Origin of the sequence: Pseudomonas sp. NFIX10, assembly GCF_900111955.1 — a bacterium.
Lineage (GTDB): Bacteria > Pseudomonadota > Gammaproteobacteria > Pseudomonadales > Pseudomonadaceae > Aquipseudomonas > Aquipseudomonas fluorescens_AA.
This window is the reverse complement of record NZ_FOKH01000030.1, coordinates 26,539-53,533: the sequence shown is the minus strand read 5'-3', so window position 1 is coordinate 53,533 and position 26,995 is coordinate 26,539. Positions and strand designations below refer to the sequence as shown.

Genomic DNA, 26,995 nt, shown 5'->3' with positions numbered 1-26,995 from the left:
CTTAAATGACCGACTATAAAGCCACGCTAAACCTTCCGGACACCGCCTTCCCAATGAAGGCCGGCCTGCCTCAGCGCGAACCACAGATTCTGCAGCGTTGGGACAGCATTGGCCTGTACGGAAAGTTGCGCGAAATTGGCAAGGATCGTCCGAAGTTCGTCCTGCACGACGGCCCTCCGTACGCCAACGGCACCATCCACATCGGTCACGCGCTGAACAAGATTCTCAAGGACATGATCATCCGCTCCAAGACCCTGTCGGGTTTTGATGCGCCGTATGTCCCGGGCTGGGACTGCCATGGCCTGCCGATCGAGCACAAGGTCGAAGTGACCCATGGCAAGAACCTGGGCGCGGACAAGACCCGCGAGCTGTGCCGTGCCTACGCCACCGAGCAGATCGAAGGGCAGAAGTCCGAATTCATTCGCCTCGGCGTGCTGGGCGACTTTGCCAACCCGTACAAGACCATGGACTTCAAGAACGAAGCCGGCGAAATCCGTGCCCTGGCGAAAATCGTCGAGGGTGGTTTCGTGTTCAAGGGCCTCAAGCCAGTGAACTGGTGCTTCGATTGCGGTTCGGCCCTGGCCGAGGCGGAAGTCGAGTACGAGAACAAGAAGTCCTCGACCATCGACGTCGCGTTCCCGATCGCCGATGAAGACAAGCTCGCCGCCGCGTTCGGCCTGGGCAAGCTGGCCAAGCCAGCGTCGATCGTGATCTGGACCACCACCCCGTGGACCATCCCGGCCAACCAGGCGCTGAACGTCCACCCGGAATTCACCTACGCCCTGGTGGACGTTGGCGACAAACTGCTGGTGCTGGCCGAAGAACTGGTCGAAGCCTGCCTGGCCCGCTACAACCTCGAAGGTTCGGTGGTTGCCACCGCCCCGGGTTCGGCGCTGGAACTGATCAATTTCCGTCATCCGTTCTATGACCGCCTGTCGCCGGTGTACCTGGCCGACTACGTGGAACTGGGCGCAGGCACTGGCGTGGTTCACTCCGCGCCGGCCTATGGCGTCGACGACTTCGTGACCTGCAAGAAGTACGGCATGGTCAACGACGACATCCTCAACCCGGTGCAGAGCAATGGCGTGTACGCGCCGTCGCTGGAGTTCTTCGGCGGCCAGTTCATCTGGAAAGCCAACCCGGTCATCGTCGACAAGCTGAGCGAAGTCGGCGCGCTGCTGCACACCACCGTCATCGAACACAGCTACATGCACTGCTGGCGCCACAAGACCCCGCTGATCTACCGCGCCACCGCGCAGTGGTTCATCGGCATGGACAAGCAGCCCACCAGCGGCGACACCCTGCGCCAGCGTTCGCTCAAGGCCATCGAAGAGACCCAGTTCGTACCGGCCTGGGGCCAGGCGCGTCTGCACTCGATGATCGCCAACCGTCCGGACTGGTGCATCTCCCGCCAGCGCAACTGGGGCGTGCCGATCCCGTTCTTCCTGAACAAGGAAAGCGGCGAGTTGCACCCGCGCACCGTCGAACTGATGGAAGCCGTGGCCAAGCGCGTCGAAGCCGAAGGCATCGAAGCCTGGTTCAAGCTCGACGCCGCTGAGCTGCTGGGTGACGAAGCGCCGCTGTACGACAAGATCAGCGACACCCTGGACGTCTGGTTCGACTCCGGCACCACCCACTGGCATGTGCTGCGCGGTTCGCACCCGATGGGCCACGAGAGCGGCCCGCGCGCCGACCTGTATCTGGAAGGTTCGGACCAGCACCGTGGCTGGTTCCACTCGTCGTTGCTGACCGGTTGCGCCATCGACAACCACGCGCCGTACCGCGAGCTGCTGACCCACGGCTTCACCGTCGACGAGTCCGGCCGCAAGATGTCCAAGTCCCTGGGCAACGTGATCGCGCCGCAGAAGGTCAACGATACCCTGGGCGCCGACATCATGCGCCTGTGGGTGGCCTCCACCGACTACTCCGGCGAGATGGCCGTTTCCGAGCAGATCCTGCAGCGCAGTGCGGACGCCTACCGGCGGATCCGTAACACCGCGCGCTTCCTGCTCTCGAACCTGACCGGCTTCAACCCGGCCACCGACCTGCTGCCGGCCGAGGAAATGCTCGCGCTGGACCGTTGGGCCGTGGACCGTACCCTGTTGCTGCAACGCGAATTGCAGGAGCACTACGGCGAATACCGTTTCTGGAATGTCTACTCCAAGATCCACAACTTCTGCGTGCAGGAGCTCGGTGGTTTCTACCTCGACATCATCAAGGACCGCCAGTACACCACCGGCGCCAACAGCAAGGCCCGTCGTTCGTGCCAGACCGCGCTGTTCCACATCAGCGAAGCGCTGGTGCGCTGGATCGCGCCGATCCTGGCGTTCACCGCCGACGAGCTGTGGCAATACCTGCCGGGCGAGCGCAACGAGTCGGTGATGCTCAACACCTGGTACGAAGGCCTGACCGAATTGCCCCAGGGCTTCGAACTGGACCGTGCCTATTGGGACCGGATCATGGCGGTCAAGACCGCGGTCAACAAGGAAATGGAGATCCAGCGCGCGGCCAAGGCCGTTGGTGGCAACCTGCAGGCCGAAGTGACCCTCTACGCTGAAGAAGCCCTTAGCGGCGACCTGGCCAAGCTGGGCAACGAGCTGCGCTTCGTGCTGATCACCTCCACTGCCAGTGTCGCGCCGTTGGTGCAGGCGCCAGCCGATGCGGTGACCACCGAAGTCAGCGGCCTGAAGCTGAAGATCGTCAAGTCGAACCACACCAAGTGCGCCCGTTGCTGGCACTGCCGCGAAGACGTCGGCGTGAACCCGGAGCATCCGGAAATCTGCGGGCGTTGTGTCGACAACATCAGCGGTGCTGGCGAGGTTCGCCACTATGCCTAACGCAGCGGGCCGTTTCGGACGGCTGGGCTGGCTCTGGTTGAGCGTGCTGGTACTGGTCATCGACCAGGCCAGCAAGTTCTACTTTGAAAGCTCGTTGACCCTGTACCAGCAGATCGTGATCATCCCTGATTACTTCAGCTGGACCCTGGCCTACAACACCGGGGCGGCGTTCAGTTTCCTGGCCGACAGTTCCGGCTGGCAGCGCTGGCTATTCGCCCTGATTGCCGTCGTGGTCAGTGCCGTGCTGGTGGTCTGGCTCAAGCGCCTGGGGCGCAATGAGACCTGGCTGGCCGTGGCGCTGGCCTTGGTGTTGGGGGGGGCGTTGGGCAATCTCTATGACCGCATCGCCTTGGGCCACGTCATCGATTTCATCCTGGTGCATTGGCAGAACCGCTGGTACTTCCCGGCGTTCAACTTTGCCGACAGTGCCATCAGCGTGGGCGCCGTGATGCTCGCCCTGGACATGTTCAAGAGCAAGAAGACCGGAGAAGCCGTCCATGACTGAGCAGCGTATCGCTCAAAACACCGAAGTGAAGCTTCACTTCGCCCTGCACCTGGAGAACGGCGACACCGTCGACAGCACTTTCGACAAGGCCCCGGCGGTGTTCAAGGTCGGTGATGGCAACCTGCTGCCAGGCTTCGAAGCGGCGATCCTCGGTTTCAAGGCCGGCGACAAGCGCACCGTGGTCGTGTCACCGGAAAACGCCTTTGGTCAGCCCAACCCGCAAAACGTGCAGACCATGCCACGCTCCCAGTTCCAGGACATGGAGCTGTCCGAGGGCCTGCTGGTGATCTTCAACGACGCGGCCAATACCGAGCTGCCGGGTGTAGTGAAGGCGTTCGATGACGCCCAGGTGACCGTGGACTTCAACCATCCGCTGGCGGGCAAGACCTTGAGCTTCGAAGTGGAAATCCTTGAGGTCAAGGCGGTTTGAGATTTAACAGGCAGTTCCTGCTGCCAACCGATTCACTGTGGGAGCGAGCTTGCTCGCGATGACGGAGCCACTTCCAATACAGGGGTGACTGACTCGCCGCCATCGCGAGCAAGCTCGCTCCCACATGGGATTTCCTTGTTTTCGGGCCTTTCGCTCGATCAACAGGCAAGCATTCAATTTCTTGCGCGCAAGACACGAGGCACAGCATGCAAATCAAACTCGCCAACCCCCGTGGCTTCTGCGCCGGTGTGGACCGGGCGATCGAAATCGTCAACCGCGCCCTGGAAGTCTTCGGGCCGCCGATCTACGTGCGCCACGAAGTGGTCCACAACAAATTCGTCGTCGAGGACCTGCGCAGCCGCGGGGCCATTTTCGTCGAGGAACTGGACCAGGTGCCGGACGACGTCATCGTGATCTTCAGTGCCCACGGGGTTTCCCAGGCCGTGCGCAGCGAAGCCGCCGGCCGGGGCCTGAAGGTATTCGACGCGACGTGCCCGTTGGTGACCAAGGTGCACATCGAAGTGGCGCGCTACAGCCGTGACGGTCGCGAGTGCATCCTGATCGGCCATGAAGGCCACCCGGAAGTCGAAGGCACCATGGGCCAATACGATGCCAGCAACGGCGGTGCGATCTACCTGGTCGAAGACGAGGATGACGTTGCGGCCTTGCACGTACGCAACCCCGATAGCCTGGCTTTCGTGACCCAGACGACCCTGTCCATGGACGACACCAGCCGTGTGATCGATGCCCTGCGCGCGCGTTTTCCAGCCATCGGCGGCCCGCGCAAGGATGACATCTGCTACGCCACCCAGAACCGTCAGGATGCGGTCAAGCAACTGGCCAACGAATGCGATGTGGTGCTGGTGGTCGGCAGCCCGAACAGTTCCAACTCCAACCGCCTGCGGGAGTTGGCCGAGCGCATGTCCACGCCCGCTTACCTGATCGACGGTGCCGAGGACATGCAACGCAGCTGGTTTGAAGGTGTCGAGCGTATCGGCATCACCGCTGGTGCTTCGGCTCCGGAAGTGCTGGTGCGCGGCGTGATCCAGCAACTGCAAGCCTGGGGCGCAACGGGGGCCGATGAGTTGGCCGGGCGCGAGGAGAACATCACTTTCTCCATGCCCAAGGAACTACGCGTTCGCTCCCTGCTTTAAGCCTTTTTCGCACAATGCCTGTTCAGTTTTTTCACTGCGCAGGCTAATGCGGCCGGTACGTGCCAGCGCCACCTGATGATGACTGACCGGCTCGCGTTTGGCGCAGACATGCAGCGTGCCGGCCTGGAATGCGCCGCTGGGCAATAACGCTTCACCTTGGCTGCCGAACCTCACCGAACGCTTCACCGGCCAGTTGCCAATCACTCTGGCGTGACCGCTGTGCTCCATCAGCAGCGTTTTCTCTTTGTCGTCCAGCGTAATCCGCCAGCCTTGGCCCCAATCGTTGTCTATTCCCCTGATCACGACGGTCTGGTTGCGGGCGATGGCTTCGCTGCGGGCGCTACGCAGACCCCTGGCCAGCCACTGCGCGGCATCTTTGCGCTCGGTGGATTCGACCAGCGCGGTATAGCTGGCGCCGACCCACGGCAGAACAATTGCCGCAATCGCCAGTCCCATGAGCAGCTCGATCAGGCTGAAGCCCTGTTGGTGCATGGCATCTCCTCCCTGGAGAATGTGAAGCGGATTCAGGATTAATGGCCCATTGTGGCGAGGGCAAACCCCATTGCCACAATGGGCACTATTGAGCACACGGCGATGGTTTGTTCTAGCGTGTACAAGCAGGTATAGCCGACGGCAACGGAGGGCACCGATGGATCTTCGTACAAAAGGTTTCACGCTGATCGAGGTGCTGGTGGCCCTTGGCGTGCTGCTGATCCTGATTACCATGGCGGTGCCGTCATTCACTGGCGCGCTGCAGAGCACCAAGGCCGACACCGAGGTTGACGACTTGCGTCGGGCGCTGAACTTTGCCCGGCTGGAGGCGATCGACCGTGGTATCACCACGCGCATCCGCCCCACGGCCGAGGGCAGCGTCTGGAGCGGCGAACTGACGGTGTATGACAGTACTGGCACGCCGGCCAATGTATTGCGGGTTGTTCCAGCGATGAGCAGTGGCGCGACTCTGGCGCTAACCTCAGAGGTGAACAACATCGATTTCAACAACCTCGGTGGGCTATCGGCACCGGCCACGCCGGTGAGCTTCAATTATGTACGAGGGGCGCAGAGCAGGACGCTGAGTGTTTGCCTCAATGGAAGAATCGTATTGGGCGGAAGTTGCGGATGAAGGATTGCAGTAAAAGGGCACAGGAGGGCATGACGCTGATCGAGGTGCTGGTGGCGGTGCTGATTCTCGGCGTCGGCTTGCTGGGGGCGGCGATGATCCAGCTCAATGCGCTCAAGTATACCGACAGTTCGCGCATGACCAGCCAGGCCAGCTTCATCGCCTACGACCTGCTGGACCGCATACGCGCCAACTCCGGCGCCGACTACACCGTCACACCGCCCAGCTCGCCGAACCTCAACGTGGCCCGGGACCAGGACCTCTACGATTTCAAGACCAACATCATTGCCTTCGGCGGTGCCACGGCCACTGGCACCATCGCCCTGAACCAGCGGGTCTACACCATCACCATTTCCTGGGACGACACCCGGGCCGCCAACACCACCAACGCGGCCGAGGCGCGGCGCAGCTTCGTACTGACCAGCCGCGTCGCCGTCGATCCGCCGGGGACGCCGCCATGAACAGGCGTTGCCGGGGATTCGGCCTGATTGAATTGATGATTGCCCTGGTGCTCAGCCTGATCGTCATCCTGGGTGTCGTGCAGATTTTCATCGCCGCCAAGAACACCTACATCAGCCAAAGTGCGGCCGCAGTGATGCAGGAGGACGCCCGCTTTGTCCTGAGCAAAATGGTCCAGGAGATTCGTATGGTGGGCATGTTCGGTTGCCTGGGAAGCATCACCGATGCGTCCTCGGCCGGGGATTTCAATGCCAGCCAGATCACGCCGATCCGCTGGGACAACGCCAACCTGAAGCTGACCCTGGTCACGGCGGATGTCGGTGGCGGTGGTGGGGCGCCGACCTGGACCGTCGTTTCCGATTGTCGGACCTCGGCCACTGCCTACACCGGGATCAGGGCGCCGGCGGCAGGACAGATGGCGTTCCCGATCCGGCGCTTGGTCTACAGCTTCAGCAATAACCAGTTACTGATGGGCGTCCAGACAGCCGGCGGTCCAGCCAACCCGACCATGGCAGTGCTGGTGGATAACGTCCGCACGTTCAACGTGACATTCGGCGTCGCCGGCAGCTCGACGGACATCGCGGCCTCCAGCTACAGCAGCAATCCGCCTGACCCGGCACTGATCCGCAGCGTGCGCCTGACCCTGACGCTTTTTGATCCGAGGAACGCAGTGCGCGAGCAGACCTTCAATGTGGTTGCCGCCTTGCGCAACCGGTTGCTATGAAGGAGATGACTTCGATGGGGCAGGTGCACCGCCAGCGGGGCATGGCATTGCTGGTCAGCCTGGTCTTCCTGTTGCTGCTGACGCTGATCGGTCTGTCATCGATGCAGAGCGCCACCCTCCAGGAAAAGATGACCAGCAGCGTCATGCAGCGCAACCAGTCGTTCCAGGTGGCCGAGGCGGCGCTGAGGGTGGGTGAGAGCGCGGTGCAGGTCGAAACCTATTCATTGCCGGTGTGTACCACCACGACCCAGTGCGCGCCGCCGGCCGAGTCGGCGACGCTGACCGGGGCGGGGCGCAATTCGTCGTCGGGGGTGCTCTGGGTTGCCGCCGCCGGTGGGTTTTATGGTGTGCAGAACATCGGCACGACGCTCACGGCGGTCAACGTGCCGGTCAATACCTCGGCGACGCTGTACCGGATCACGGCGGTGGCGGTGGTGGGGAATAACCAGCGCAGCGTGGTGGAGAGCATTTATGCGAAGTACTGAGGTGCGCGGTAGTTGGAGGCAGGTGCTGTGGGGGGCGTTGCTCAGCCTTTACCTGGCGGCGCCGGCCTATGCATTCACGCCTTCGGATTCGCCCTTGCTGAGTGCGGCCGCCGTCACGCCGAACGTGATGCTGCTGATCGATGATTCGGGGAGCATGAACAACATTATCTGGGCGGCGGGGTTTGATCCGAATCTTGCGCGGCCTGCGATCGAAATATGCACCGATGATAGAAGCTGCAGTAGCAGCAACAGGCGGAGCCTGGCGGCAGACGACGGGAATGTCTTGCTTGCGAGTCTGTTTCGTGGAGGCTGCTTAAATGGCTGGTATGGCTTCTATCGACCTGGCTTTGGTCAGGTTTGCCTGCGGTTACCCGATCCGGTAGGTGGCGAGAATACCCGCTACACAGCTAAGTACTTATCTTATCTAGTCACTCTTGCCAACGGTTCAAGCCGCGACTTCACCACCGGCACGATTCCCACCGACTATCGAATCAACGTGGCACGAGATGTCTCCAACGACTTGGTCGCCGCTAACCGCGCCTTGCGCATTGGTCTTGCCACCTTCAACCCGCCGAACAGCAGTAACTCCGGCCCCGGGGGCTACATCGCCCGCGCCATCAGCGATCTGTCACCGGTCAGCGGCAGCGTGACCCAGACCCAAGCCAACAGCAACTACAGCGCGCTGATCAGCGCCATCAACGGCCTGGGTGCGGTCGCCAATACCCCCTTGGCCGAGAGCTACTACGAGGTCACCCGTTATTTCAGGGGGATGGCGCCTTACTACAATGGAACGCCCGCCACCTACACCAGCCCGATCCAGTACCGTTGCCAGAAAAACTTCGGCGTGGTGATCACCGATGGCTTGCCCACCTATGACCGGACGTTTCCCACCAACGACCCGCTGGGCTTGGCCCGCTTGCCGAATTGGGATGGCATCAACAACGATGGCGACGATCTCAATGGTGATGGCGAGGGCGACACGCTGTACCTGGACGACATCGCCAAGTTCGCCTTCGACATCGACATGCGCTCCACCGGCACCGACGCCACCGGCAAGAGCTGGAACGCCACGGATTTTCCCCGGCAATACCTCAATACCTATACCGTGGGTTTTACCGCCGCCAACCCGATGTTGTCAGACGCCGCCCGCTATGGTGCAGGCAAGTATTACCAGGCGACCGACAGCGAAGGCCTGAACTCGGCGTTGGCCGCTGCCCTGAGCGACATCACTTCCAAGGCTGGCTCCGGGGGCGGCGGCACCACCAACGCCGCCACATTGTCGAGCACCTCCAGCTACTACCAGACCACGTATGACCCCAAGGACTGGCGCGGCACCATCCGGGCGTTTGGCTTTACCTCGGCGGGGACGGTCAACACGGCAGCGGTGCAGTGGACCACCGATACCGCCATCGTGCCCGGCGCCACGGCACCGATCTATCAGTCCTGGAACACCGCGACCAACGTGCCGATAACCCTGGCCTACGGCAACTTTTCGCCAGCCCAGCAAACCAGCCTCAGCCAGAACCTGCCCACGGGGATCACCGGCAATGACCTGGTGGAGTGGAGCAAGGGCGTCAACAAGACCGGCCTGAAGGTGCGCAGCGCGTTGCTGGGGGACATCATCAATTCGCCGCTGGTGTTGGCATCGCCTAATGACCAGACCGCTGCGGACCTGCTCAACGACACCAGCTATAGCAACTACCTGGCGACCAAGGCGACGAACATGAGCGCCAACCTGGTGGTGAACGGCAACGATGGTTTTTTCAGTGTCATCAACAGTGCAAACGGCACGCGGCGTTACGCCTACATGCCTTCGAACGTGCTGCCCTCGTTGCAGGACATCGCCGACACCAGCTACGTCAACGGCGTGAACCACAAGTTCCTGGTGGATGGACAGGTCGGTGTATTTGACGTGCAATCGGGGAGCGCCTGGAAGACCGTGGCCCTGGGCGGCACGGGTGCCGGGGGCAAGACGTTTTTCGCGGTGCAACTGTTCGATGCGGCGGCGGGCAATGCGTTTCGGGCGCTGTGGGAAATCAGCGCGCCAACCGTTGCCAGCACCGCTAACGCCTTCAATGACCTGGGCTATGCCTACGCACGCCCCGAAGTCGCGCGCCTGGCGGACGGTCGCTGGGCGGCGTTCATCGCCAATGGCTATGGCAGCAACAGCGGCGTGGCGGCGTTGTACGTCGTGGATATCCGTGACGGTTCGCTGATCCGCAAAATCGTCATCAACAGCAGTGAAACCGATAACGGCCTGTCGTCGGTCAAGTTGCGGGTCAACTCCCAGAATGTGGTGCAAGCCGCGTACGGTGGCGACTTGAAGGGGCGGATGTGGAAATTCGACCTCAGCGGCACCTCGCCCACCGCGTGGGGCTTGGCGTTCGCCAGCCAGCCGTTGTTCACCGCCCCCGGCGGCGCGACCCAGCCGATCACCGTGCAGCCTCTGCTGGCAGACAATCCCCAGGGCGGCACCCAGGTTTTTTTCGGGACCGGTAAGTTCAACGAAGCGGCAGACAAGCTCAACAAGGATCTGCAAGCCTTCTATTCGATCTGGGACGCCACTGGCGGCGGGGGGCAAATCACCGTGTCGAGCCTGCAGGCCCAGTCGATCACGGGGGTGTTTTCAGGCAGCACCGGGCAGTTCGTGACCACCAGCCAGACCGACGTGACGTACCCTGCGAAGAAGGGCTGGTACTTGCCTTTGGTGTACAACAATGCGCTGACCGGGGAGCGCGTGATCAACCCGGCCAACCTGGTGCTCGGGCGCGTGATCTTTACCACGGCCGCCGTAGACACCACCGACCCTTGCGTCAGCTTCGGCACCGGCAAACTGATCGAATTGGATGCATTCAACGGTAAGATGCTCAACTATGCGGTACTGGATACCAACAACGATGGTTCGCTCACCAGCCTCGATACGATTTCCGCCGGCGTGGTGTTTACGGGCGGTATTCCGACCTTGAGCGCCGTCGTCAGCGCCAACGGGGCCACCAATATGATCGTGAACGACTCCGGTGGCGGTATCACTGACCTGCTGGGCAAAACCGTCGGCGGCAGCCGCCGCATCATGTGGCGGCAAATACAATGAGGGCAAGGCATGCGCAGATCCAACCGGGGTTTCACCTTGATCGAAATCATGATCGTGATCGCGATCATCGGTATCGTGATCACCATCGGCTATCCGAGCCTGACCGAATACATGAAGAAGGGCCGACGCACTGAAATTGCCGGGCTCTTATCCGAGCAGGCGCAGATTCTCGAGCGCTACTACTCGAAGAACAACGTCTACACCAATGCAACCGGGCTGAGCAGCGGCAACGATTTCTACACCATTACCCAGACGCTGGCGGACCAGAGTTTCACCCTGACCGCCGTACGCAAGAGCGGCTCGTCCATGGCGACGGACAAGTGCGGTGATTTCACCCTCAACAACACCGGCGCACGGGGCATGCTCAACGCTACTGCGGGGCTGACAACCAAGGATTGTTGGGGCCGCTGAGTTTCTTTCATTCGGGCGCGCTTTTGCGCCCTTTGTTTTAGTGAGTCTAATCAGAACATGACCAGGCAACAGCAAGTGGTGATCGTCGGCGGCGGAGTCATCGGCCTGCTGACGGCGTTCAATCTGGCGTCCGAAGGGCAACGTGTGGTGCTGCTGGACCGCTCCAATGTCGGCCAGGAATCGTCCTGGGCCGGCGGCGGCATCGTTTCGCCGTTGTACCCGTGGCGCTACAGCCCGGCGGTCACGGCGCTGGCCCATTGGTCGCAGGATTTTTATCCACAGCTGGGTGAGCGTTTGTTCGCCGCCACCGGGATCGATCCACAAGTACACGTGACCGGGCTGTATTGGCTGGACCTGGACGACCAGGACGAAGCGCTGGCCTGGGCCGAGCGGGAAGGGCGCCCGCTGCGAGCCGTGGATATCTCGACGGTCCACGACGCCGTGCCGGTACTGGGCGCGGGTTTTTCCCGGGCGATCTACATGGCTGGCGTGGCCAACGTGCGCAACCCTCGGCTGGTGAAATCCCTCAAGGCGGCGTTGCAGGCGTTGCCCAATGTCACGCTTCATGAGCATTGCGAGGTCAGCGGGTTCATCCGTGATGGCGGGCGTGTCGTGGGGGTGGACAGTTCGGCGGGACCGATGCGTGGCGATCAGGTGGTACTGGCGGCGGGGGCCTGGAGTGGTGAGCTGCTCAAGACGCTAGGGCTGAAGTTGCCGGTCGAGCCGGTCAAGGGCCAGATGATTCTGTACAAATGCGCGTCGGACTTCTTGTCGAGTATGGTGCTGGCCAAGGGGCGTTATGCGATCCCGCGTCGTGATGGGCACATTCTGGTTGGCAGTACGCTGGAGCGCGAAGGTTTCGACAAGACCCCGACCGAGGTTGCGTTGGAGAGCCTGAAGGCGTCGGCGCAGCAACTGATTCCGGCGCTGGCGGGTGCCGAGGTGGTGGGGCATTGGGCGGGGTTGCGGCCTGGCTCGCCTGAAGGTGTTCCCTATATCGGCGAGGTGCCGGGGGTTGCCGGGTTGTGGTTGAACTGTGGGCATTATCGTAATGGACTGGTGCTGGCGCCGGCGTCGTGTCAGTTGTTTACGGATCTGATGTTGGGGCGTGAGCCGGTGATCGATCCTGTTCCGTATGCGCCGGCTGGGCGCTTGTAAGGTCCGGCTTTGATGCTGCACCTGTACCCAGATCCAATTGTGGGAGCGAGCTTGCTCGCGATGGCGCCTGATAGTCGGCGGGGATGTTGTTGACTGGGTACATATCCATTTTCGCGGTAACGGCTGCTGGCGGTTCCGCTCTTACAGCGGGTCACTTTCGAAAAGCGCGAAAGTAACCAAAGCGCTTTTGCCCCACCACTCGGCACCTCGCCTAGGCTCGGTGTGCCCTCACTCCGGCATTGCTCCGTGGGCCGCCGCGAAGGGCCATCCATGGCCCAGCGCGGCTATCCCGGCATCCATGCCGGGATGCCCACTACGCAATGCCTGCGTTCGGCCAGCGTGGTTAACGGGGCGCCGAGATCAACGTCCTCCGCGAGGCGGCCTGATAGCCGACCTGATTCTGGGTGATCGCGTTTCTCCTGTGGGAACGGGCTTGCTCGCGAAGAGGCCGGAGCATTCAACATATTCATCGGCTGTGCCATCGCCTTCGCGAGCAAGCTCGCACACATTGGGTCGGTGACGATCTACAGATTTTCGGCCACTGCAAATCCCTGTGGGAGCAAAGCCTGCTCGCGATAGCAGTGGATCAGCTTGCATCAGCGTTGGATGTACCGCCGTCTTCGCGAGCAAGCTCGCTCCCACAATGGGATCGCACTAGGACCGGAAAAGCCAGGTCGGCTATAAGGCCGCCTCGCGAGCAAGCTTTGCTCCCACAGATCTGACAGGTGTACGAGCGGGAGAGCCAGGCCGGCTGTCAGGCCGCCTCGCTTTTGATCTTGATCTGGGGCGCCCCGTTAACCACGCTGGCCGAACGCAGGCATTGCGCAGTGGGCATCCCGGCATGGATGCCGGGATAGCCGCGCTGGGCCATGGATGGCCCTTCGCGGCGGCCCACGGAGCAATGCCGGAGTGAGGGCACACCGAGCCAAAGCGAGGTGCCAAGTGGTGGGGCAGAAGCGTTTTGCTTACTTTTGCGCTTCTCAAAAGTGAGCCGCCGTAAGGGCGGAACCGCCAGCGGCCGTAACCGCAGAAACGGATATACATACCACCCTCACAGTCAACCAGGCTTTTGTGGGAATGGTCGGACAAAAATTTGATTCAAAAAGAATTTTCCGACGAGTTCTGGCGGTTGCCGGGTGGGAAGAACTCTGGCTAACCTTTCCCCGTCGCTGCCAATTCAGCGTCCGGGCGTCGCGGCCCGCTAACTTGGTGCATAATTCCAGCCGACGACAGTACTTCGGTATTTTTCGTTCTGTCATGGCTGGCTGTGCGTGGGATACCTTCGGGTATGCCGAAGCTCCAAGTTCGGTCCGCGAACCTGCGTACAGCTGCCACCTCCAATTGCGTCGCGGCGATCGGTGGCAGCTCCAAAAACTTGGAGATGCACAACGATTAAAGATTCGCCCAATCCCCCCGAAACAGGTCCCTCGTCAACCCACGTCGATCCTGATCACCAAAAACTCGATGAAGCTGCCAAGCGCGCCCTCGACTATTACCTTGGCCCAAAGCCCGAAGCCAAAAAGAAACCCGCCTCAAACCAACTATTCACTGTCGTGGACGGCATCGACACCGAATGCCTCCTCACCAACCTCAGCGAAACCCTGGCCTCAGCCAACGCAACGATCAGCGACCTGGCCTTCGAACTCGAAGGCTCGCGACGACATATTGTCTTGGGAGTGCAACAACTGATCGAGCTGAGCGAGTTGTTGGCCAATCGCGTGCTGGATAAACAGGTGCCGGTGGAGGGTTAGACGGACCAACAGAGCTATCAGATTGAACATTATTTTGTGGCGAGGGGATAAATCCCCTCACCACAGGTAAATCCCCTCACCACACAGCTCGGTGTAGGCCTTGCCATTGGCTGAGCTGCGCCGGACGCCCGCTCAATCCAACCCGAGTTTCTTCAACCGATACCGCATCGATCGAAACGACAACTTCAACCGCTGCGCCGCGGCCGTGCGGTTCCAGCGGGTTTCCTCCAGGGCTTGGAGGATGAGTTTACGTTCGACGTCTTCGAGGTAGTCTTCCAAGTTGTCGACCTGCATCAAGTCGGGGTTGCCCGCCTCAGTGCTGCTATTGCCCTCGGCCAGGCGCAGGTCCTCGGCTTCGATCTGCTGGTGTTCGCAAAGGGTGTGGGCGCGCTCGAGCATGTTCTCCAGTTCCCGCACATTACCTGGGAAACGATAGTGACGAAGGGCTTCCAAGGCCTGGGGATGGAGCTTCACTGCCGGACTGCCGGTGCTGGCCGCCAGCCGCTGAAGCATGTGATTGGCCAGCGGTTCGATGTCTTCGCGGCGTTCGCGCAAGGGCGGGACGCGCAATTCGATGACATTCAGCCGGTAATACAGATCCTGGCGAAAGCGCCCGGCGGCCACTTCGCCGTCCAGGTCCTTGTGGGTGGCGCAGAGGATTCGCACATCCACCACTTCTTCCTGCTGGCCGCCCACGGCGCGCACGGCCTTTTCCTGGATGGCTCGCAACAGCTTGACCTGCATCGCCAGGGGCAGGTCGGCCACTTCATCGAGGAATAAGGTCCCGCCGTGGGCGGCCTGGAACAGCCCGGGCTTGTCTTCGATGGCGCCGCTGAAGCTGCCTTTGCGGTGGCCAAAGAACTCGCTTTCCATCAGTTCCGTGGGAATCGCCCCACAATTGACCGGCACAAAGCTCTGGTTGGCACGGGGGCCTTGTTCGTGGATCAGCCGGGCGACCAGTTCCTTGCCGCAGCCTGATTCCCCACTGATGTACACCGGTGCCTGGCTGCGGGCGAGCTTTTCGATCTGTTTGCGCACGTTGCGCATTGGCGGCGAGTCGCCCAGCAGGCAGCGCTCGATGGTGCTGGTCGGTGTGGCGATGGGTGGCAGGCGCAGGGCGCTGGTGACCAGCTCCCGCAGCCGACCCAGGTCGACCGGCTTGGTCAGGAAATCGAAGGCGCCGGCCTTGAGGGCGTCGATGGCGGTTTCCAGGCTGCCATAGGCGGTGATCATCGCCACGGGCAGCTGTGGATAACGTTGCTGGATGTGCTGCACCAGCTCCAGGCCGGTGCCATCGGGCAGGCGCATGTCGGTCAGGCACAGGTCGAAGGTATCCCCTGTCAGCAGGGCTTGGGCCTCGGCAAGGTTCTTGGCGCTGCGGGTGTCGAGTTTCATCCGGCCCAGGGTGATGTCCAGGAGTTCGCGGATGTCCGGTTCGTCATCGACGATCAGGATTCGTTGCCGTGAGCGATTATTCAAAGCTGTTTCCGTCCGTGAGCAAAGGTGATGCGAAAGCAACCGCCGCCTTGGCGTGGTTTGAAGTCTAGGCGGGCTTGATTGCTTTCGCACAGCTCACGGGACAGATAGAGGCCGAGGCCGGTGCCCTGGCTACTGGTGGTAAAGAAGGGTTCGAACAAATGCGCCTGCTGCTCCGGCGTAACACCGGGACCGTTGTCGATGATGTCCAGTGTCGACAGCTGGCTGTGGGGGTCGATGAACAGTTTCAACCAGGCCTCGGCCTGTTCATGGACCATTGCGCTGTGGCGCCAGGCGTTGCGCAACAGGTTGTCGAGTACCTGGGTGAGTTGGTCGGGGTCCATCAGCGTGGTGTAGTCCCCAGGGTCGATGCTCAGGTGCAAGCGCTGGTGTTCGGACATGCTTTCGCGGGCCTGCCGGACGAATGGGTCGAGCCAGGTGCGCAGGTCGAGGCGCTGGGGTGTGGTTTGTTGACGGCGAGACAGCTGCAGAACGTTTTCAATGACGCGATTCATTCGTTGGGAGTGATCTTGAATAATCTGCGTCAGACGCCGATCCGCGTCGTTCAGTTCCTCGGATTCGCGCAGCAATTGCGCCGCGTGACTGATGGCGCCCAAGGGGTTGCGGACTTCATGGGCGATGCCGGCGGTAAGGCGCCCGAGGGAAGCGAGTTTCAACTGCTGGGCCTGCTGGGCAACCTGGGCCAGGTCTTCAAGGAACACCAGGACCTGCTGTTGATCGTGATGCCCCAGGGCGATGAAGCTCGGTTGCAGGGTCAGGCCCGTGCCGGTAACGGTCAGGCTGGACGGGCGCAGGCTGGGGTTGTTTCGCCATAGTTGCAGGCGTTCGACCAGGGCCGTGGCGTAGTCGTCGAGTTGCTGGCCGACCAGATCGTGCATACCCAGCAGGTTCAGCGCGCTTTCGTTGGCCAGTTGCACCCGACGCTCACGGTCAAGCACCAGGATGCCGGTGCGCATGCGTTGCAGGATCAGGGCGTTGAGCGCTTCCAGGCCGATCACTTCGCTGGCCCGTTGCTCAGCCAGGGTTTCGCTGGCTTCCAAACGTCGGGTCAGGCCTTGCACCAGCAGCGCGGCGGCAAAGCACAGTGCCCCAAGGGTACCGGCCTGCAAGTAACTGCTGGGACGGTTCGAGTCGCTCAAGCCAAGGAAGAAGCTCGAACTGACGATGCCGAGGGTGGCGACGGCCGCGATCAACAGGCCGATCCGGCCTCGCAGCAGCGTGTTGCCGATGGCCACCGAGACAATGAGCAGGTTGCCGATGGCACTGGGCACACCGCCAGCGGCGAAAAATAGCCACGAAAGCAACAGCACGTCGGTGAGGGCCAGGCCGAACAGCCGGGCAGGGCGACGCGTGTTCTCAAGGAACACCACCAGCAGGATGTTCAGCACCAGGTACAACCAGCTGCCACTGCGCAGCAGGTCGTCGTTGGCGAACTCCAGCAGGCGATTGTCCATGTTGCTGGAGATCAGCAGCACCAGGGTGATGCCGATACTCAGGCGGTACAGGTGATAGAGGCGCAGCAGGCGCTGCGTCTGTTTGACGCGTGGGCTTGAGGCCTCAGCGCTCACGATTGCCCGGGCCTTGCTCGAGATGAGCCTGGCTGCAATACCATTGTTGTTCGAGGGCCAGCGCCCGGTCACGGGGCAGGTGTACACCGCATTGGGCGCAGCGCACCATGGGCGGTGCGTCCTGTTCCCGGGGAGCGTTCGGCGCGGAGGAGGCACCCTTGAACTTGCGCCAGAACCATACAGCGGCGGCAATCAGGGCTATCCAGAACAGTAAACGAAGCATGATGGGCGGCTTTTCGGCTAATGATCCGGCAGTTTAGCCAAGGACTGGAACGGCGCACAGCGCAATAAAAGCCAGGCACAAAAAAGGGAGACCGCTGGGTCTCCCTTTTTACCGATGCCTTGGCCTCAGTCGAACATGCCGAAGGTCATGTAGCTGAACCAGGAACGGTCGCTGGACTCCTTCTCAGGCTCTTCTTCTTCGATCACGTCGCCATTTTCATCCTTGGGCTTGAGTTCGTTCGGAATGGCTTCCTTGGCATCCTGGAACTGGCGCTGTACGTCCTGGTTGGCGCGGGTTTCGCCCGGCGGCAGCGGTGGACGGGACTCGATCAGGCCCAGGGTCGCCTTGCTCAGCCACGAACGGTTGTCCGCTTCGTCGACCCGTGGAGTGAACTGGCCATCGACCAGCGACGGGTGATCCGGGTAGTTCAGCTTGAGGGTTTCCAGGCTGGTGGCCGCCAGGTCGTCCAGGTGCAGGCGCTGGTAGGCCTCGGTCATCACCGCCAGGCCATCACCCACCGAAGGGGTTTCCTGGAAGTTTTCCACCACGTAGCGGCCACGGTTAGCGGCGGCGACGTAGGCCTGACGGGTCAGGTAGTAGTCGGCCACGTGGATTTCGTAGGAGGCCAGCAGGTTGCGCAGGTAGATCATGCGCTGCTTGGCGTCCGGCGAGTAGCGGCTGTTGGGGAAGCGGCTGGTCAGCTGGGCGAACTCGTTGTAGGAGTCGCGCGCGGCGCCCGGGTCACGCTTGGTCATGTCCAGCGGCAGGAAGCGCGCCAGCAGGCCGACGTCCTGGTCGAAGGAGGTCAGGCCCTTGAGATAATAGGCGTAATCGACATTCGGGTGCTGCGGGTGCAGACGAATGAAACGCTCGGCGGCGGATTTGGCGGCTTCCGGCTCGGCGTTCTTGTAGTTGGCGTAGATCAACTCCAATTGGGCCTGATCGGCGTAGCGACCGAACGGATACCGCGACTCCAGCGCCTTGAGCTTGGCGGTGGCGCTGGTATAGCTGTTGTTATCTAGGTCGTTCTGCGCCTGTTGGTACAGTTCGACTTCGCTCAGGTTTTCGTCTACGACTTCCTTCGACGAGCAAGCAGCAGTCAATGCGAGGATGGCGATCAGCAGCAGGTGTTTCACTTGCATGGCGGCTTGCGTCCCTATGACGGCCGCTGTCTTGGGCGGGGCCGTCCTGTTATGATGAGCGCCCCGTTGAAAGCCTCGGGGCAAAAGACGCCGTATTTAACCACAAGCGCGCAGCCGAAACCAAAGGCTGTGCCGACGCCCAGTCCGAGCATGTCCGATAAAATAGAACTTCGCGCAGAGGTGCCGTCCGAATTGGGCGGCCAACGCCTCGATCAAGTCGCCGCACAACTCTTTGCCGAGCACTCTCGCTCGCGCCTTTCCGCCTGGATCAAGGACGGCCGCCTGACTGTGGATGGGGCGGTGATTCGTCCGCGCGACATCGTCCATGGCGGCGCCATCCTCGAGCTGACTGCCGAGCAGGAGGCCCAGGGAGAATGGGTCGCCCAGGACATTGCCCTGGACATCGTCTACGAAGACGATGACATCCTGGTGATCAACAAGCCTGCTGGCCTGGTGGTGCACCCGGCGGCCGGTCATGCCGACGGCACGCTGCTCAACGCCTTGCTGCACCACGTACCGGACATCGTCAATGTGCCCCGTGCCGGCATCGTGCATCGCCTGGACAAGGACACCACCGGCCTGATGGTGGTGGCCAAGACCATCCAGGCACAGACACAGCTGGTCACACAGCTGCAAAGCCGCAGTGTCAGCCGCATCTATGAATGCATCGTGATCGGGGTCGTCACCGCCGGTGGCAAGATCAACGCCCCGATCGGTCGTCACGGCCAGCAGCGCCAGCGCATGGCGGTGATGGAAGGTGGCAAGCAGGCGGTCAGCCACTATCGTGTGCTGGAGCGTTTCCGTTCCCACACGCATGTGCGGGTCAAGCTGGAAACCGGTCGTACCCACCAGATTCGTGTGCACATGGCCCACATCAACTTCCCGTTGGTGGGCGACCCGGCCTATGGCGGTCGTTTCCGCATTCCGCCAGCCGCCAGCCAGACCATGGTCGAATCGCTGAAAAACTTCCCGCGCCAGGCGCTGCACGCGCGTTTCCTGGAGCTTGATCATCCGACGACCGGCAAACGCATGAGCTGGGAATCGCCGTTGCCGGATGATTTCGTCTGGCTGCTGACGTTGCTCAAGCAGGACCGCGAGGCGTTCGTCGGATGAGTGCCTGGCTGACGCCCGACTGGCCCGCGCCGGCCCGGGTCAAGGCCTGCGTCACCACTCGCGAGGGCGGCGTCAGCCTGGCGCCGTTCGACAGCCTCAACCTGGGCGACCATGTAGGCGACGACCCCACGGCCGTCGCCGAAAACCGCCGTCGTCTCATCGACCGATTCGTCATTACCCCGGCCTGGCTGCAGCAGGTCCACGGCATTGCCGTGGTCGAGGCTGACCCGACCCAGGTGGCGACCGCCGATGCCAGTTGGACCGCCACGCCGGGTGTCGCTTGCACGGCGATGACCGCCGATTGCCTGCCGGTACTGTTCTGCAACCGTGCCGGCACCCGCGTCGCGGCGGCCCATGCCGGTTGGCGTGGGCTGGCGAACGGTGTGCTGGAAGCCACTCTCGACAGCCTTGCCGTGCCCGCGAACGAGATCCTGGCCTGGCTCGGCCCGGCCATCGGGCCGCAAGCGTTCGAAGTCGGGCCGGAAGTGCGTGAAGCCTTCATCGCGCAACGGCCTGAAGCGGTAGAAGCCTTTGCCGCGAGCCCCAATGCCGGCAAATTCCTCGCCGACATCTATCAGTTGGCCCGCTTGCGGCTGGCGGCGCGCGGTGTCACCGCGGTGTACGGTGGTGGCTTCTGCACCGTGAACGACCCACGCTTCTTCTCCTACCGACGCAACCCGCACACCGGCCGCTTTGCCTCGTTGATCTGGATCGAACGCTAGACTTCCCTGACCTGCATCAAGGCTGCGCTGCTTGAAACTTCCAGAATCGACCACATCTATAAGGGTATCTGGCAGGTTTCTTCATTCAGGATGTGTTTAGGTCCGGCCTGCTCAAAAGGAAGGTGACCCATGCGTATTGATCGTTTAACCAGCAAATTACAATTGGCCCTGTCCGATGCCCAGTCCCTGGCCGTCGGCCTGGACCATCCCGGTATCGAACCGGCGCATTTGATGCAGGCCATGCTCGAACAGCAGGGCGGCTCCATCAAGCCCCTGTTGATGCAGGTCGGCTTTGACGTCAACAGCCTGCGCAAAGAACTGGCCAAGGAGCTCGACCAGTTACCCAAGATCCAGAATCCGACCGGTGACGTGAACATGTCCCAGGATCTGGCGCGACTGCTCAACCAGGCCGACCGCCTGGCCCAGCAGAAGGGCGACCAGTTCATTTCCAGCGAATTGGTGCTGCTCGCCGCCATGGACGAGAACAGCAAGCTCGGCAAGTTGCTACTCGGCCAAGGGGTGAGCAAGAAAGCCCTGGAAAATGCCATCAACAACCTGCGTGGCGGCGAAGCGGTCAACGACGCCAACCACGAGGAATCACGCCAGGCGTTGGACAAATACACCGTCGACCTGACCAAGCGCGCCGAGGAAGGCAAGCTCGACCCGGTGATCGGTCGCGACGATGAAATCCGCCGCACGATCCAGGTGCTGCAACGCCGCACCAAGAACAACCCGGTGCTGATCGGTGAGCCAGGCGTGGGTAAAACCGCCATCGCCGAGGGCCTGGCCCAGCGCATCATCAACGGCGAAGTGCCGGACGGCCTCAAGGGCAAGCGCCTGTTGTCCCTGGACATGGGGGCCTTGATCGCCGGTGCCAAGTACCGTGGCGAGTTCGAAGAACGGCTCAAGGCTTTGCTCAATGAACTGTCCAAGCAGGAAGGGCAGATCATCCTGTTCATCGACGAACTGCACACCATGGTCGGTGCGGGCAAGGGCGAGGGTTCGATGGACGCCGGCAACATGCTCAAGCCTGCGTTGGCCCGGGGTGAGTTGCACTGCGTCGGCGCGACCACGCTCAACGAGTACCGCCAATACATAGAGAAGGATGCGGCGCTGGAGCGGCGCTTCCAGAAAGTCCTGGTGGAGGAACCGAGCGAAGAAGACACCATCGCCATCCTGCGCGGCCTTAAAGAGCGCTATGAAGTTCACCACAAGGTGGCGATCACCGACGGCGCGATCATCGCCGCGGCCAAGCTCAGCCACCGCTACATCACCGACCGTCAATTGCCGGACAAGGCCATCGACCTGATCGACGAGGCGGCCAGCCGCATCCGCATGGAGATCGACTCCAAACCGGAAGTGCTGGATCGGTTGGAGCGGCGCCTGATCCAGCTCAAGGTCGAGTCCCAGGCCCTGAAGAAAGAAAGCGACGAAGCGGCGAAGAAACGTCTGGAAAGGTTGCAGGAAGAAATCGTTCGTCACGAACGCGAGTATTCCGACCTCGAGGAGATCTGGAACTCGGAGAAAGCCGAGGTCCAGGGCTCGGCGCAGATCCAGCAAAAGATCGAACAGTCCCGCCAGGAACTGGAAGCGGCTCGCCGCAAAGGCGACCTCAACCGCATGGCCGAGCTGCAGTACGGGGTGATCCCGGACCTGGAGCGCAGCCTGCAGATGGTCGACCAGCACGGCAAGAGCGAAAACCAGTTGCTGCGCAGCAAGGTCACCGAGGAAGAAATCGCCGAGGTGGTGTCCAAGTGGACCGGCATTCCGGTGTCGAAAATGCTCGAGGGCGAGCGCGACAAGCTGCTGAAGATGGAAAGCCTGCTGCACCAGCGCGTGATTGGCCAGGAAGAAGCGGTAGTGGCGGTCTCCAACGCTGTGCGCCGGTCCCGCGCCGGGTTGTCGGACCCTAATCGTCCAAGTGGCTCGTTCATGTTCCTCGGCCCGACCGGCGTCGGTAAAACCGAGCTGTGCAAGGCGCTGGCCGAGTTCCTCTTCGACACCGAAGAGGCCATGGTGCGCATCGACATGTCCGAGTTCATGGAGAAGCATTCCGTGGCACGGCTGATCGGTGCTCCACCGGGTTATGTCGGCTATGAAGAGGGCGGTTACCTGACCGAGGCTGTGCGTCGCAAGCCGTACTCGGTGATCCTGCTCGATGAGGTCGAGAAGGCGCACCCGGATGTGTTCAATATCCTGCTGCAAGTGCTGGAGGATGGTCGCCTGACCGACAGCCACGGACGTACGGTGGACTTCCGCAACACGGTGATCGTGATGACCTCCAACCTGGGCTCGACACAGATCCAGGAGTTGGTGGGCGACCGTGAGGCGCAGCGCGCGGCGGTGATGGACGCGATCTCGACCCACTTCCGCCCGGAATTCATCAACCGGGTCGACGAAGTGGTGATCTTCGAGCCGTTGGCCCGGGATCAGATTGCCGGCATTACCGAGATCCAATTGGGTCGTCTGCGCAGCCGCCTCACCGAGCGCGAGCTCAAGCTGCAATTGAGCGACGAGGCCTTGGACAAGCTGATCGCGGTGGGTTACGACCCGGTCTATGGCGCGCGGCCGCTCAAACGAGCGATCCAGCGCTGGATCGAAAACCCGCTGGCGCAGCTGATTCTGTCCGGTCGCTTCATGCCGGGCGAAACCGTGACCGGTACGGTGGAGAACGACGAAATCGTCTTCAACTGAAGGCCGGCTTTGCCGACGATGGAAATGGCCTTGCCTTGCAAGGCCATTTTTTTCATCAGGCCGTTGAACTCAAAGGAAAAGGCTTGTAAAGTGCGCCCCGCAGTACGTCACCCCAAGGGCGACTTCTCACTGGGAAGTAATCCAAAATAAGTTGCAAATCATTGTCTTGAAAGCAATTTAAGGGGTTGACAGAGGTTTTGAAGATTGTAGAATAGCGCGCCTCAGACACACGAACGCAGCGATGCGCAAGGGTAGAAGAGGTTGAAGCTAGCTTCAATGTTGTAGCTTGAAATATCAGTTCCGTGATAGCTCAGTCGGTAGAGCAAATGACTGTTAATCATTGGGTCCCAGGTTCGAGTCCTGGTCACGGAGCCATTTCAATCGGGGTATAGCGCAGTCCGGTAGCGCGCCTGCTTTGGGAGCAGGATGTCAGGAGTTCGAATCCCCTTACCCCGACCATATTTGGGTCGTTAGCTCAGTTGGTAGAGCAGTTGGCTTTTAACCAATTGGTCGTAGGTTCGAATCCCACACGACCCACCATTTTTGAAACCAGTTCGCTGGAATCGAATCTTAAGATCAGAGGCCAAAAGCGCTGATCGAGAAGGCGACTTGCGAAGGTCGCCTTTTTTTTACCGGGGTATAGCGCAGTCCGGTAGCGCGCCTGCTTTGGGAGCAGGATGTCAGGAGTTCGAATCCCCTTACCCCGACCATATTTGAAAATCCTCGTATCGAAAGATACGGGGATTTTTTTTGCCAACCTGGTCATCGCCAGCGCCGCCGAAGAATAGGCGCAAGTGGCCCGAGAGGTGGATCGCAACTGGCGAATTCGCTACGCACGATGGTGCAGCGGTTTCAGGTTTGATTGATGGATAGCTCGGAGAGAGATTCTGCCGGAGCTTAAATACTGATTGTGCTGCCGTCATCGCGAGCAAGCTCGCTCCCACAGTTGATCGCGGTCATCCTGTGGGAGCGAGCTTGCTCGCGATTGCGGTAGATCATTCAGTGTCAATGTCGTTGATACACCGCAGTCGTCAGCGGTTCATCCTCAGTGCAACTTGAGCCTGGGCTCGGTCCCGCGCCCGATCTTGCTGCCCAGCATCAGCATGGCCGTGCGGAACAGGCCGTACAGCGCCATCTGGTGCATGCGGTACAGCGAGACGTAGAACATCCGCGCCAGCCAGCCTTCGAGCATGACGCTGCCGGTCAGGTTGCCCATCAGGTTGCCCACCGCCGAGAATCGCGACAGCGATATCAACGAGCCGTAGTCGGTGTACTTGTATTCGGGCAGGGCCTTGCCTTCGATTCGCAGCTTCAGGGATTTGGCCAGCAGCGAGGCCTGCTGATGCGCGGCCTGGGCGCGGGGCGGAACATTGCGATCGCTGTCGGGTTGCGGGCAGGCGGCGCAATCGCCGAAGGCGAAGATGTTCTCGTCGCGGGTGGTCTGTAGCGTCGGCAGCACTTGCAGCTGGTTGATCCGGTTGGTCTCCAGTCCGTCGATGCCCTTGAGGAAGTCCGGGGCGCGAATGCCGGCGGCCCAGACTTTCAGGCTCGCGTCGATCACTTGGCCGTCCGCGGTAATCAGGCTGTCGGCGGTCACCTGGCTGACGGAAGCATTGGTCATGACGTTGACCCCGAGTTTCTCCAGAGTCTTGTGCACCGGTCCGCCGATACGCTCCGGCAGCGCTGGCAAGACCCGTGGACCGGCCTCGATCAGGGTGATGTGCATGTTCTCCGGCTTGATCCGGTCCAGGCCATAGGCGTGCAGTTCGTGAGCGGCATTATGCAGCTCGGCCGCCAGTTCGACACCGGTCGCACCGGCGCCGACGATGGCGACGCTGATGCGCTCGACAACATCGGTCTGTCCGGCGTGGGCACGCAGATAGTGGTGGAGCAATTGCTGATGGAAGCGCTCGGCCTGCTTGCGGGTGTCGAGGAACAGGCAGTGCTGCGCCGCGCCTTCGGTACCGAAGTCATTGGTGGTGCTGCCGACGGCAATCACCAGGCTGTCGTAGCCCAATTCCCGAGCCGGCAACAGCTCGACGCCCGCCTCGTCATAGGTGGCGGCCAGCTGGATTCTCTTGCGCTCCCGGTCCAGGCCGCTCATGCGCCCAAGCTGGAACTCGAAATGGTTCCATTTTGCCTGGGCGACGTAGTTGAGTTCGTCTTCGGAGGAGTTCAGGGAGCCGGCAGCCACTTCATGCAGCAGGGGTTTCCAGATGTGGGTCAGGTTCGCGTCGACCAGCATCACACTGGCCGTGCCACGCTTGCCCAGTGTCTTACCCAGACGGGTCGCCAACTCCAGGCCGCCGGCGCCGCCGCCAACGATGACAATACGATGAGTCATGGGGATATCTCGCAAGGCTAAAGGAATTCGGTGCCGTTACCCGAGCGAGCGCCAGGCGGCTCATAGCGTCAGGTAACTGATCAGTCGGCTCAACAGGCCCAGGCCGATGGTCACGGCCAGTACCACCACCAGGAGCATCCACGGCCGGAAAGGCCGGCGCTCGACTCGGTGCTGGGACAGTTGCAGGTACTCTTCGACATGCTTCTGGTCATCTGGGTTCAGGCGGCTGGTCATAAAGGCCTCGTCAGGTAGACGTTGCGAAAGGTGAAGACGTTACAGCGTCCGGCTAGCCGGCATTGAAAGCTGCGTAGCCGCTCGCCGGCACAGGTTCGACGCTCAGGCTGTCGTCCAGGCGAATGATTCCACTTTTTAACACCCGGGCGGTGATTCCGCCATGGCCGCGTACGGCCTGGAATGTCCCTTCGCCGAGGTTTCGCTCCAATCGGGCACAGGGCTGGCACCAGCCGGTGGTTTCAAAGATGGCTTGGCCGATGCGAAAGCGCCGGCCCTTGAGGCTGAACAGATTGATGCCGCTGACCGCAATATTGCGTCGCAGCGCCTGTGGCAGCACCGGCTGGTCCTCGGGGCGGCCCATCAGCGAGCTGATCACGGCCAGGTGCTCCCATTGGATCAGCGTCACTTGTCGCGCATTGCGCACACCGGGGCGGGCATGATCGCCGGTCAGTCCGGCTTCCAGACGGGCCTCCACGGCGTCCAGTTCGATCATCGGCGCGTGACCCTGGGGACGCACGCCAATCCAGCGCACGCGGCCCTGCTGCGGCACGGCGGCGATCAGTTCCTGCAATGGGCTCACAGGCTGATCCCGACGTCGAACACGATGCTGCGCCCCAGGTTGCCTCGCAAAAAGTCCGGCGCGTCGGGGTGGGCGAACAGTACCCGGGCAAACGTCGGCCCCACCAGCGACAGCGAGCGCCAGCCCTGGCGCAGGTACTCGGTCGGCGGTGGAAAGTGACTGTTGAGGTCCAATACTTCGCGCTTGAGGCTGGCGAAGGCGATGATGTCCAGGTCGCCCAGGTCCATGCCGCGCTCGGTGTAGTTGTGGGCTTTCTTGCGCAGGGTCGGAGCCAGGCGCATCAGGAATTCATTGGCCGGGATTCGCCGGGGCTTGGCCTCGCGACGCACCAGTTGGCTCAGGGAAAAGGCGCTGCGGCGACGTTCCAGTTCATCGCGCCATTCGTCATTGAGGCGGCGGCCCTCGTCGAGCACGAAAAACACCTCGAAATTGGCATCGCGAAACAATACGTCCGGCGGCTCGCCGGCCGGGGCGAATTCGTCGGCGCGATAAGGCACGTTCAGCCCTTGCAACAGACGTTGGCAGACCCAACGCTCACGCTCCCATTTGCGGGCATTGGAGAGAAAGGCGTTGGCTTGCTCGGCCGCGATGGTCAGCAGGCGTAAATAATCGGAATCATCCATGAGCCCAAGCTTAGCGTTCAATTGCGACAAGCTGAAAGCGTTGCGTGGATTAATAGACGTTATGGGGGAGGTGTAGACTGCTGGCTTGAAGTAACCCTGTTTGAGGCAGGGGCAAGCGAAAGGAGTAGTC

At 61.5% G+C, this 26,995-nt stretch carries 24 protein-coding genes and 4 tRNA genes; 19 read left to right on the top strand and 9 right to left on the bottom strand.

Going from position 1 to position 26,995, the window contains the following annotated elements; genetic code table 11:
* The first annotated feature begins 5 nt into the window (after positions 1–5).
* The 4 genes from ileS to ispH all read left to right on the top strand — a co-directional run bounded on the left by ileS (position 6) and on the right by ispH (position 4,926).
* Positions 6–2,837 (top strand): isoleucine--tRNA ligase, encoded by a 2,832-nt coding sequence (ileS, locus tag BM321_RS23235; protein ID WP_092445007.1) that lies wholly within the window; start codon positions 6–8, stop codon positions 2,835–2,837.
* Complete coding sequence (gene lspA / locus BM321_RS23230; protein ID WP_092257339.1) at positions 2,830–3,342, top strand: signal peptidase II; 513 nt, start codon at positions 2,830–2,832, stop codon at positions 3,340–3,342. Before ileS ends, lspA begins: the two co-directional genes overlap by 8 nt.
* Positions 3,335–3,772 carry an FKBP-type peptidyl-prolyl cis-trans isomerase gene (fkpB, locus tag BM321_RS23225; RefSeq protein ID WP_092445005.1) on the top strand — a complete coding sequence of 146 codons (438 nt, stop codon included), beginning with the start codon at positions 3,335–3,337 and terminating at the stop codon, positions 3,770–3,772. Before lspA ends, fkpB begins: the two co-directional genes overlap by 8 nt.
* 206 nt (positions 3,773–3,978) lie before the next feature.
* Entirely contained in the window at positions 3,979–4,926 is a 948-nt protein-coding gene (gene ispH, locus BM321_RS23220) for a 4-hydroxy-3-methylbut-2-enyl diphosphate reductase (RefSeq protein WP_092445003.1), read from the top strand.
* Here the strand turns inward: ispH and BM321_RS23215 are convergent.
* On the bottom strand, positions 4,903–5,418 hold the full coding sequence (locus tag BM321_RS23215; protein WP_092445001.1) for a GspH/FimT family pseudopilin: 516 nt from the start codon (positions 5,416–5,418) through the stop codon (positions 4,903–4,905). The two genes, ispH and BM321_RS23215, sit on opposite strands and share 24 nt — an antisense overlap.
* 157 nt (positions 5,419–5,575) lie before the next feature.
* Here BM321_RS23215 and BM321_RS23210 point away from each other — a divergent pair, with 157 nt between their 5' ends.
* From BM321_RS23210 to BM321_RS23170, 8 genes are all read left to right on the top strand, one after another.
* Positions 5,576–6,049: a GspH/FimT family pseudopilin gene (locus BM321_RS23210; RefSeq protein WP_092333971.1), complete on the top strand. Its 474-nt coding sequence runs from the start codon at positions 5,576–5,578 to the stop codon at positions 6,047–6,049.
* Complete coding sequence (gene pilV / locus BM321_RS23205) at positions 6,046–6,507, top strand: type IV pilus modification protein PilV (protein ID WP_092204236.1); 462 nt, start codon at positions 6,046–6,048, stop codon at positions 6,505–6,507. The genes BM321_RS23210 and pilV overlap by 4 nt, the downstream gene beginning before the upstream one ends.
* Complete coding sequence (locus BM321_RS23200) at positions 6,504–7,229, top strand: PilW family protein (protein WP_092444999.1); 726 nt, start codon at positions 6,504–6,506, stop codon at positions 7,227–7,229. The genes pilV and BM321_RS23200 overlap by 4 nt, the downstream gene beginning before the upstream one ends.
* A 5-nt stretch (positions 7,230–7,234) precedes the next feature.
* Positions 7,235–7,714: a pilus assembly PilX family protein gene (locus tag BM321_RS23195; RefSeq protein WP_371856646.1), complete on the top strand. Its 480-nt coding sequence runs from the start codon at positions 7,235–7,237 to the stop codon at positions 7,712–7,714.
* Entirely contained in the window at positions 7,701–10,805 is a 3,105-nt protein-coding gene (locus BM321_RS23190; RefSeq protein ID WP_092444997.1) for a pilus assembly protein, read from the top strand. Before BM321_RS23195 ends, BM321_RS23190 begins: the two co-directional genes overlap by 14 nt.
* Positions 10,806–10,814: 9 nt before the next feature.
* Positions 10,815–11,216 carry a type IV pilin protein gene (locus tag BM321_RS23185; protein WP_092204240.1) on the top strand — a complete coding sequence of 134 codons (402 nt, stop codon included), beginning with the start codon at positions 10,815–10,817 and terminating at the stop codon, positions 11,214–11,216.
* 57 nt (positions 11,217–11,273) lie between these two features.
* Positions 11,274–12,374, top strand: coding sequence for a glycine oxidase ThiO (gene thiO / locus BM321_RS23180; RefSeq protein WP_072411916.1), 1,101 nt, complete (start codon positions 11,274–11,276; stop codon positions 12,372–12,374).
* A gap of 1,391 nt (positions 12,375–13,765) precedes the next feature.
* Positions 13,766–14,125 carry a DUF6124 family protein gene (locus tag BM321_RS23170; protein WP_092445026.1) on the top strand — a complete coding sequence of 120 codons (360 nt, stop codon included), beginning with the start codon at positions 13,766–13,768 and terminating at the stop codon, positions 14,123–14,125.
* Positions 14,126–14,257: 132 nt separating this feature from the next.
* On the opposite strand, the gene BM321_RS23165 is transcribed toward BM321_RS23170, so the two are convergent.
* From BM321_RS23165 to BM321_RS23150, 4 genes are all read right to left on the bottom strand, one after another.
* Entirely contained in the window at positions 14,258–15,604 is a 1,347-nt protein-coding gene (locus BM321_RS23165; protein ID WP_092444994.1) for a sigma-54-dependent transcriptional regulator, read from the bottom strand.
* Positions 15,601–17,190: a two-component system sensor histidine kinase NtrB gene (locus BM321_RS23160; protein WP_092444992.1), complete on the bottom strand. Its 1,590-nt coding sequence runs from the start codon at positions 17,188–17,190 to the stop codon at positions 15,601–15,603. The genes BM321_RS23165 and BM321_RS23160 overlap by 4 nt, the downstream gene beginning before the upstream one ends.
* Complete coding sequence (locus tag BM321_RS23155) at positions 17,180–17,413, bottom strand: PP0621 family protein (protein ID WP_092172422.1); 234 nt, start codon at positions 17,411–17,413, stop codon at positions 17,180–17,182. Before BM321_RS23155 ends, BM321_RS23160 begins: the two co-directional genes overlap by 11 nt.
* Before the next feature lie 125 nt (positions 17,414–17,538).
* The gene (locus tag BM321_RS23150) at positions 17,539–18,555 is read right to left on the bottom strand and encodes an outer membrane protein assembly factor BamD (protein ID WP_092172419.1); all 1,017 of its coding nucleotides are present in this window, start codon (positions 18,553–18,555) and stop codon (positions 17,539–17,541) included.
* A gap of 150 nt (positions 18,556–18,705) precedes the next feature.
* On the opposite strand from BM321_RS23150, the gene rluD reads away from it, so the two are divergent.
* From rluD to BM321_RS23115, 7 genes are all read left to right on the top strand, one after another.
* Complete coding sequence (gene rluD / locus BM321_RS23145; protein WP_060740571.1) at positions 18,706–19,668, top strand: 23S rRNA pseudouridine(1911/1915/1917) synthase RluD; 963 nt, start codon at positions 18,706–18,708, stop codon at positions 19,666–19,668.
* A complete protein-coding gene (gene pgeF, locus BM321_RS23140) occupies positions 19,665–20,390 on the top strand; it encodes a peptidoglycan editing factor PgeF (RefSeq protein ID WP_092444990.1) in 726 nt (241 codons plus the stop codon). Before rluD ends, pgeF begins: the two co-directional genes overlap by 4 nt.
* 129 nt (positions 20,391–20,519) lie before the next feature.
* The gene (gene clpB, locus BM321_RS23135) at positions 20,520–23,084 is read left to right on the top strand and encodes an ATP-dependent chaperone ClpB (RefSeq protein ID WP_053125348.1); all 2,565 of its coding nucleotides are present in this window, start codon (positions 20,520–20,522) and stop codon (positions 23,082–23,084) included.
* Between the two features lie 299 nt (positions 23,085–23,383).
* Positions 23,384–23,459 (top strand) — tRNA-Asn (locus BM321_RS23130).
* A 7-nt stretch (positions 23,460–23,466) separates the two neighbouring features.
* A tRNA-Pro gene (locus BM321_RS23125) sits at positions 23,467–23,543 on the top strand.
* A gap of 5 nt (positions 23,544–23,548) precedes the next feature.
* Positions 23,549–23,624, top strand: a tRNA-Lys gene (locus tag BM321_RS23120).
* 93 nt (positions 23,625–23,717) lie between these two features.
* A tRNA-Pro gene (locus BM321_RS23115) sits at positions 23,718–23,794 on the top strand.
* Between the two features lie 335 nt (positions 23,795–24,129).
* Here the strand turns inward: BM321_RS23115 and BM321_RS23110 are convergent.
* From BM321_RS23110 to BM321_RS23095, 4 genes are read right to left on the bottom strand one after another with little or no spacing between them, the layout of a single operon-like run.
* A complete protein-coding gene (locus tag BM321_RS23110; protein ID WP_092333762.1) occupies positions 24,130–25,428 on the bottom strand; it encodes an NAD(P)/FAD-dependent oxidoreductase in 1,299 nt (432 codons plus the stop codon).
* Positions 25,429–25,488: 60 nt separating this feature from the next.
* Entirely contained in the window at positions 25,489–25,662 is a 174-nt protein-coding gene (locus BM321_RS23105; RefSeq protein WP_003185543.1) for a DUF3094 domain-containing protein, read from the bottom strand.
* A 52-nt stretch (positions 25,663–25,714) separates the two neighbouring features.
* Complete coding sequence (locus BM321_RS23100) at positions 25,715–26,242, bottom strand: MOSC domain-containing protein (RefSeq protein ID WP_092444987.1); 528 nt, start codon at positions 26,240–26,242, stop codon at positions 25,715–25,717.
* Positions 26,239–26,865 (bottom strand): DUF1780 domain-containing protein, encoded by a 627-nt coding sequence (locus BM321_RS23095; RefSeq protein ID WP_092444985.1) that lies wholly within the window; start codon positions 26,863–26,865, stop codon positions 26,239–26,241. The genes BM321_RS23100 and BM321_RS23095 overlap by 4 nt, the downstream gene beginning before the upstream one ends.
* Positions 26,866–26,995 lie beyond the last annotated feature (130 nt).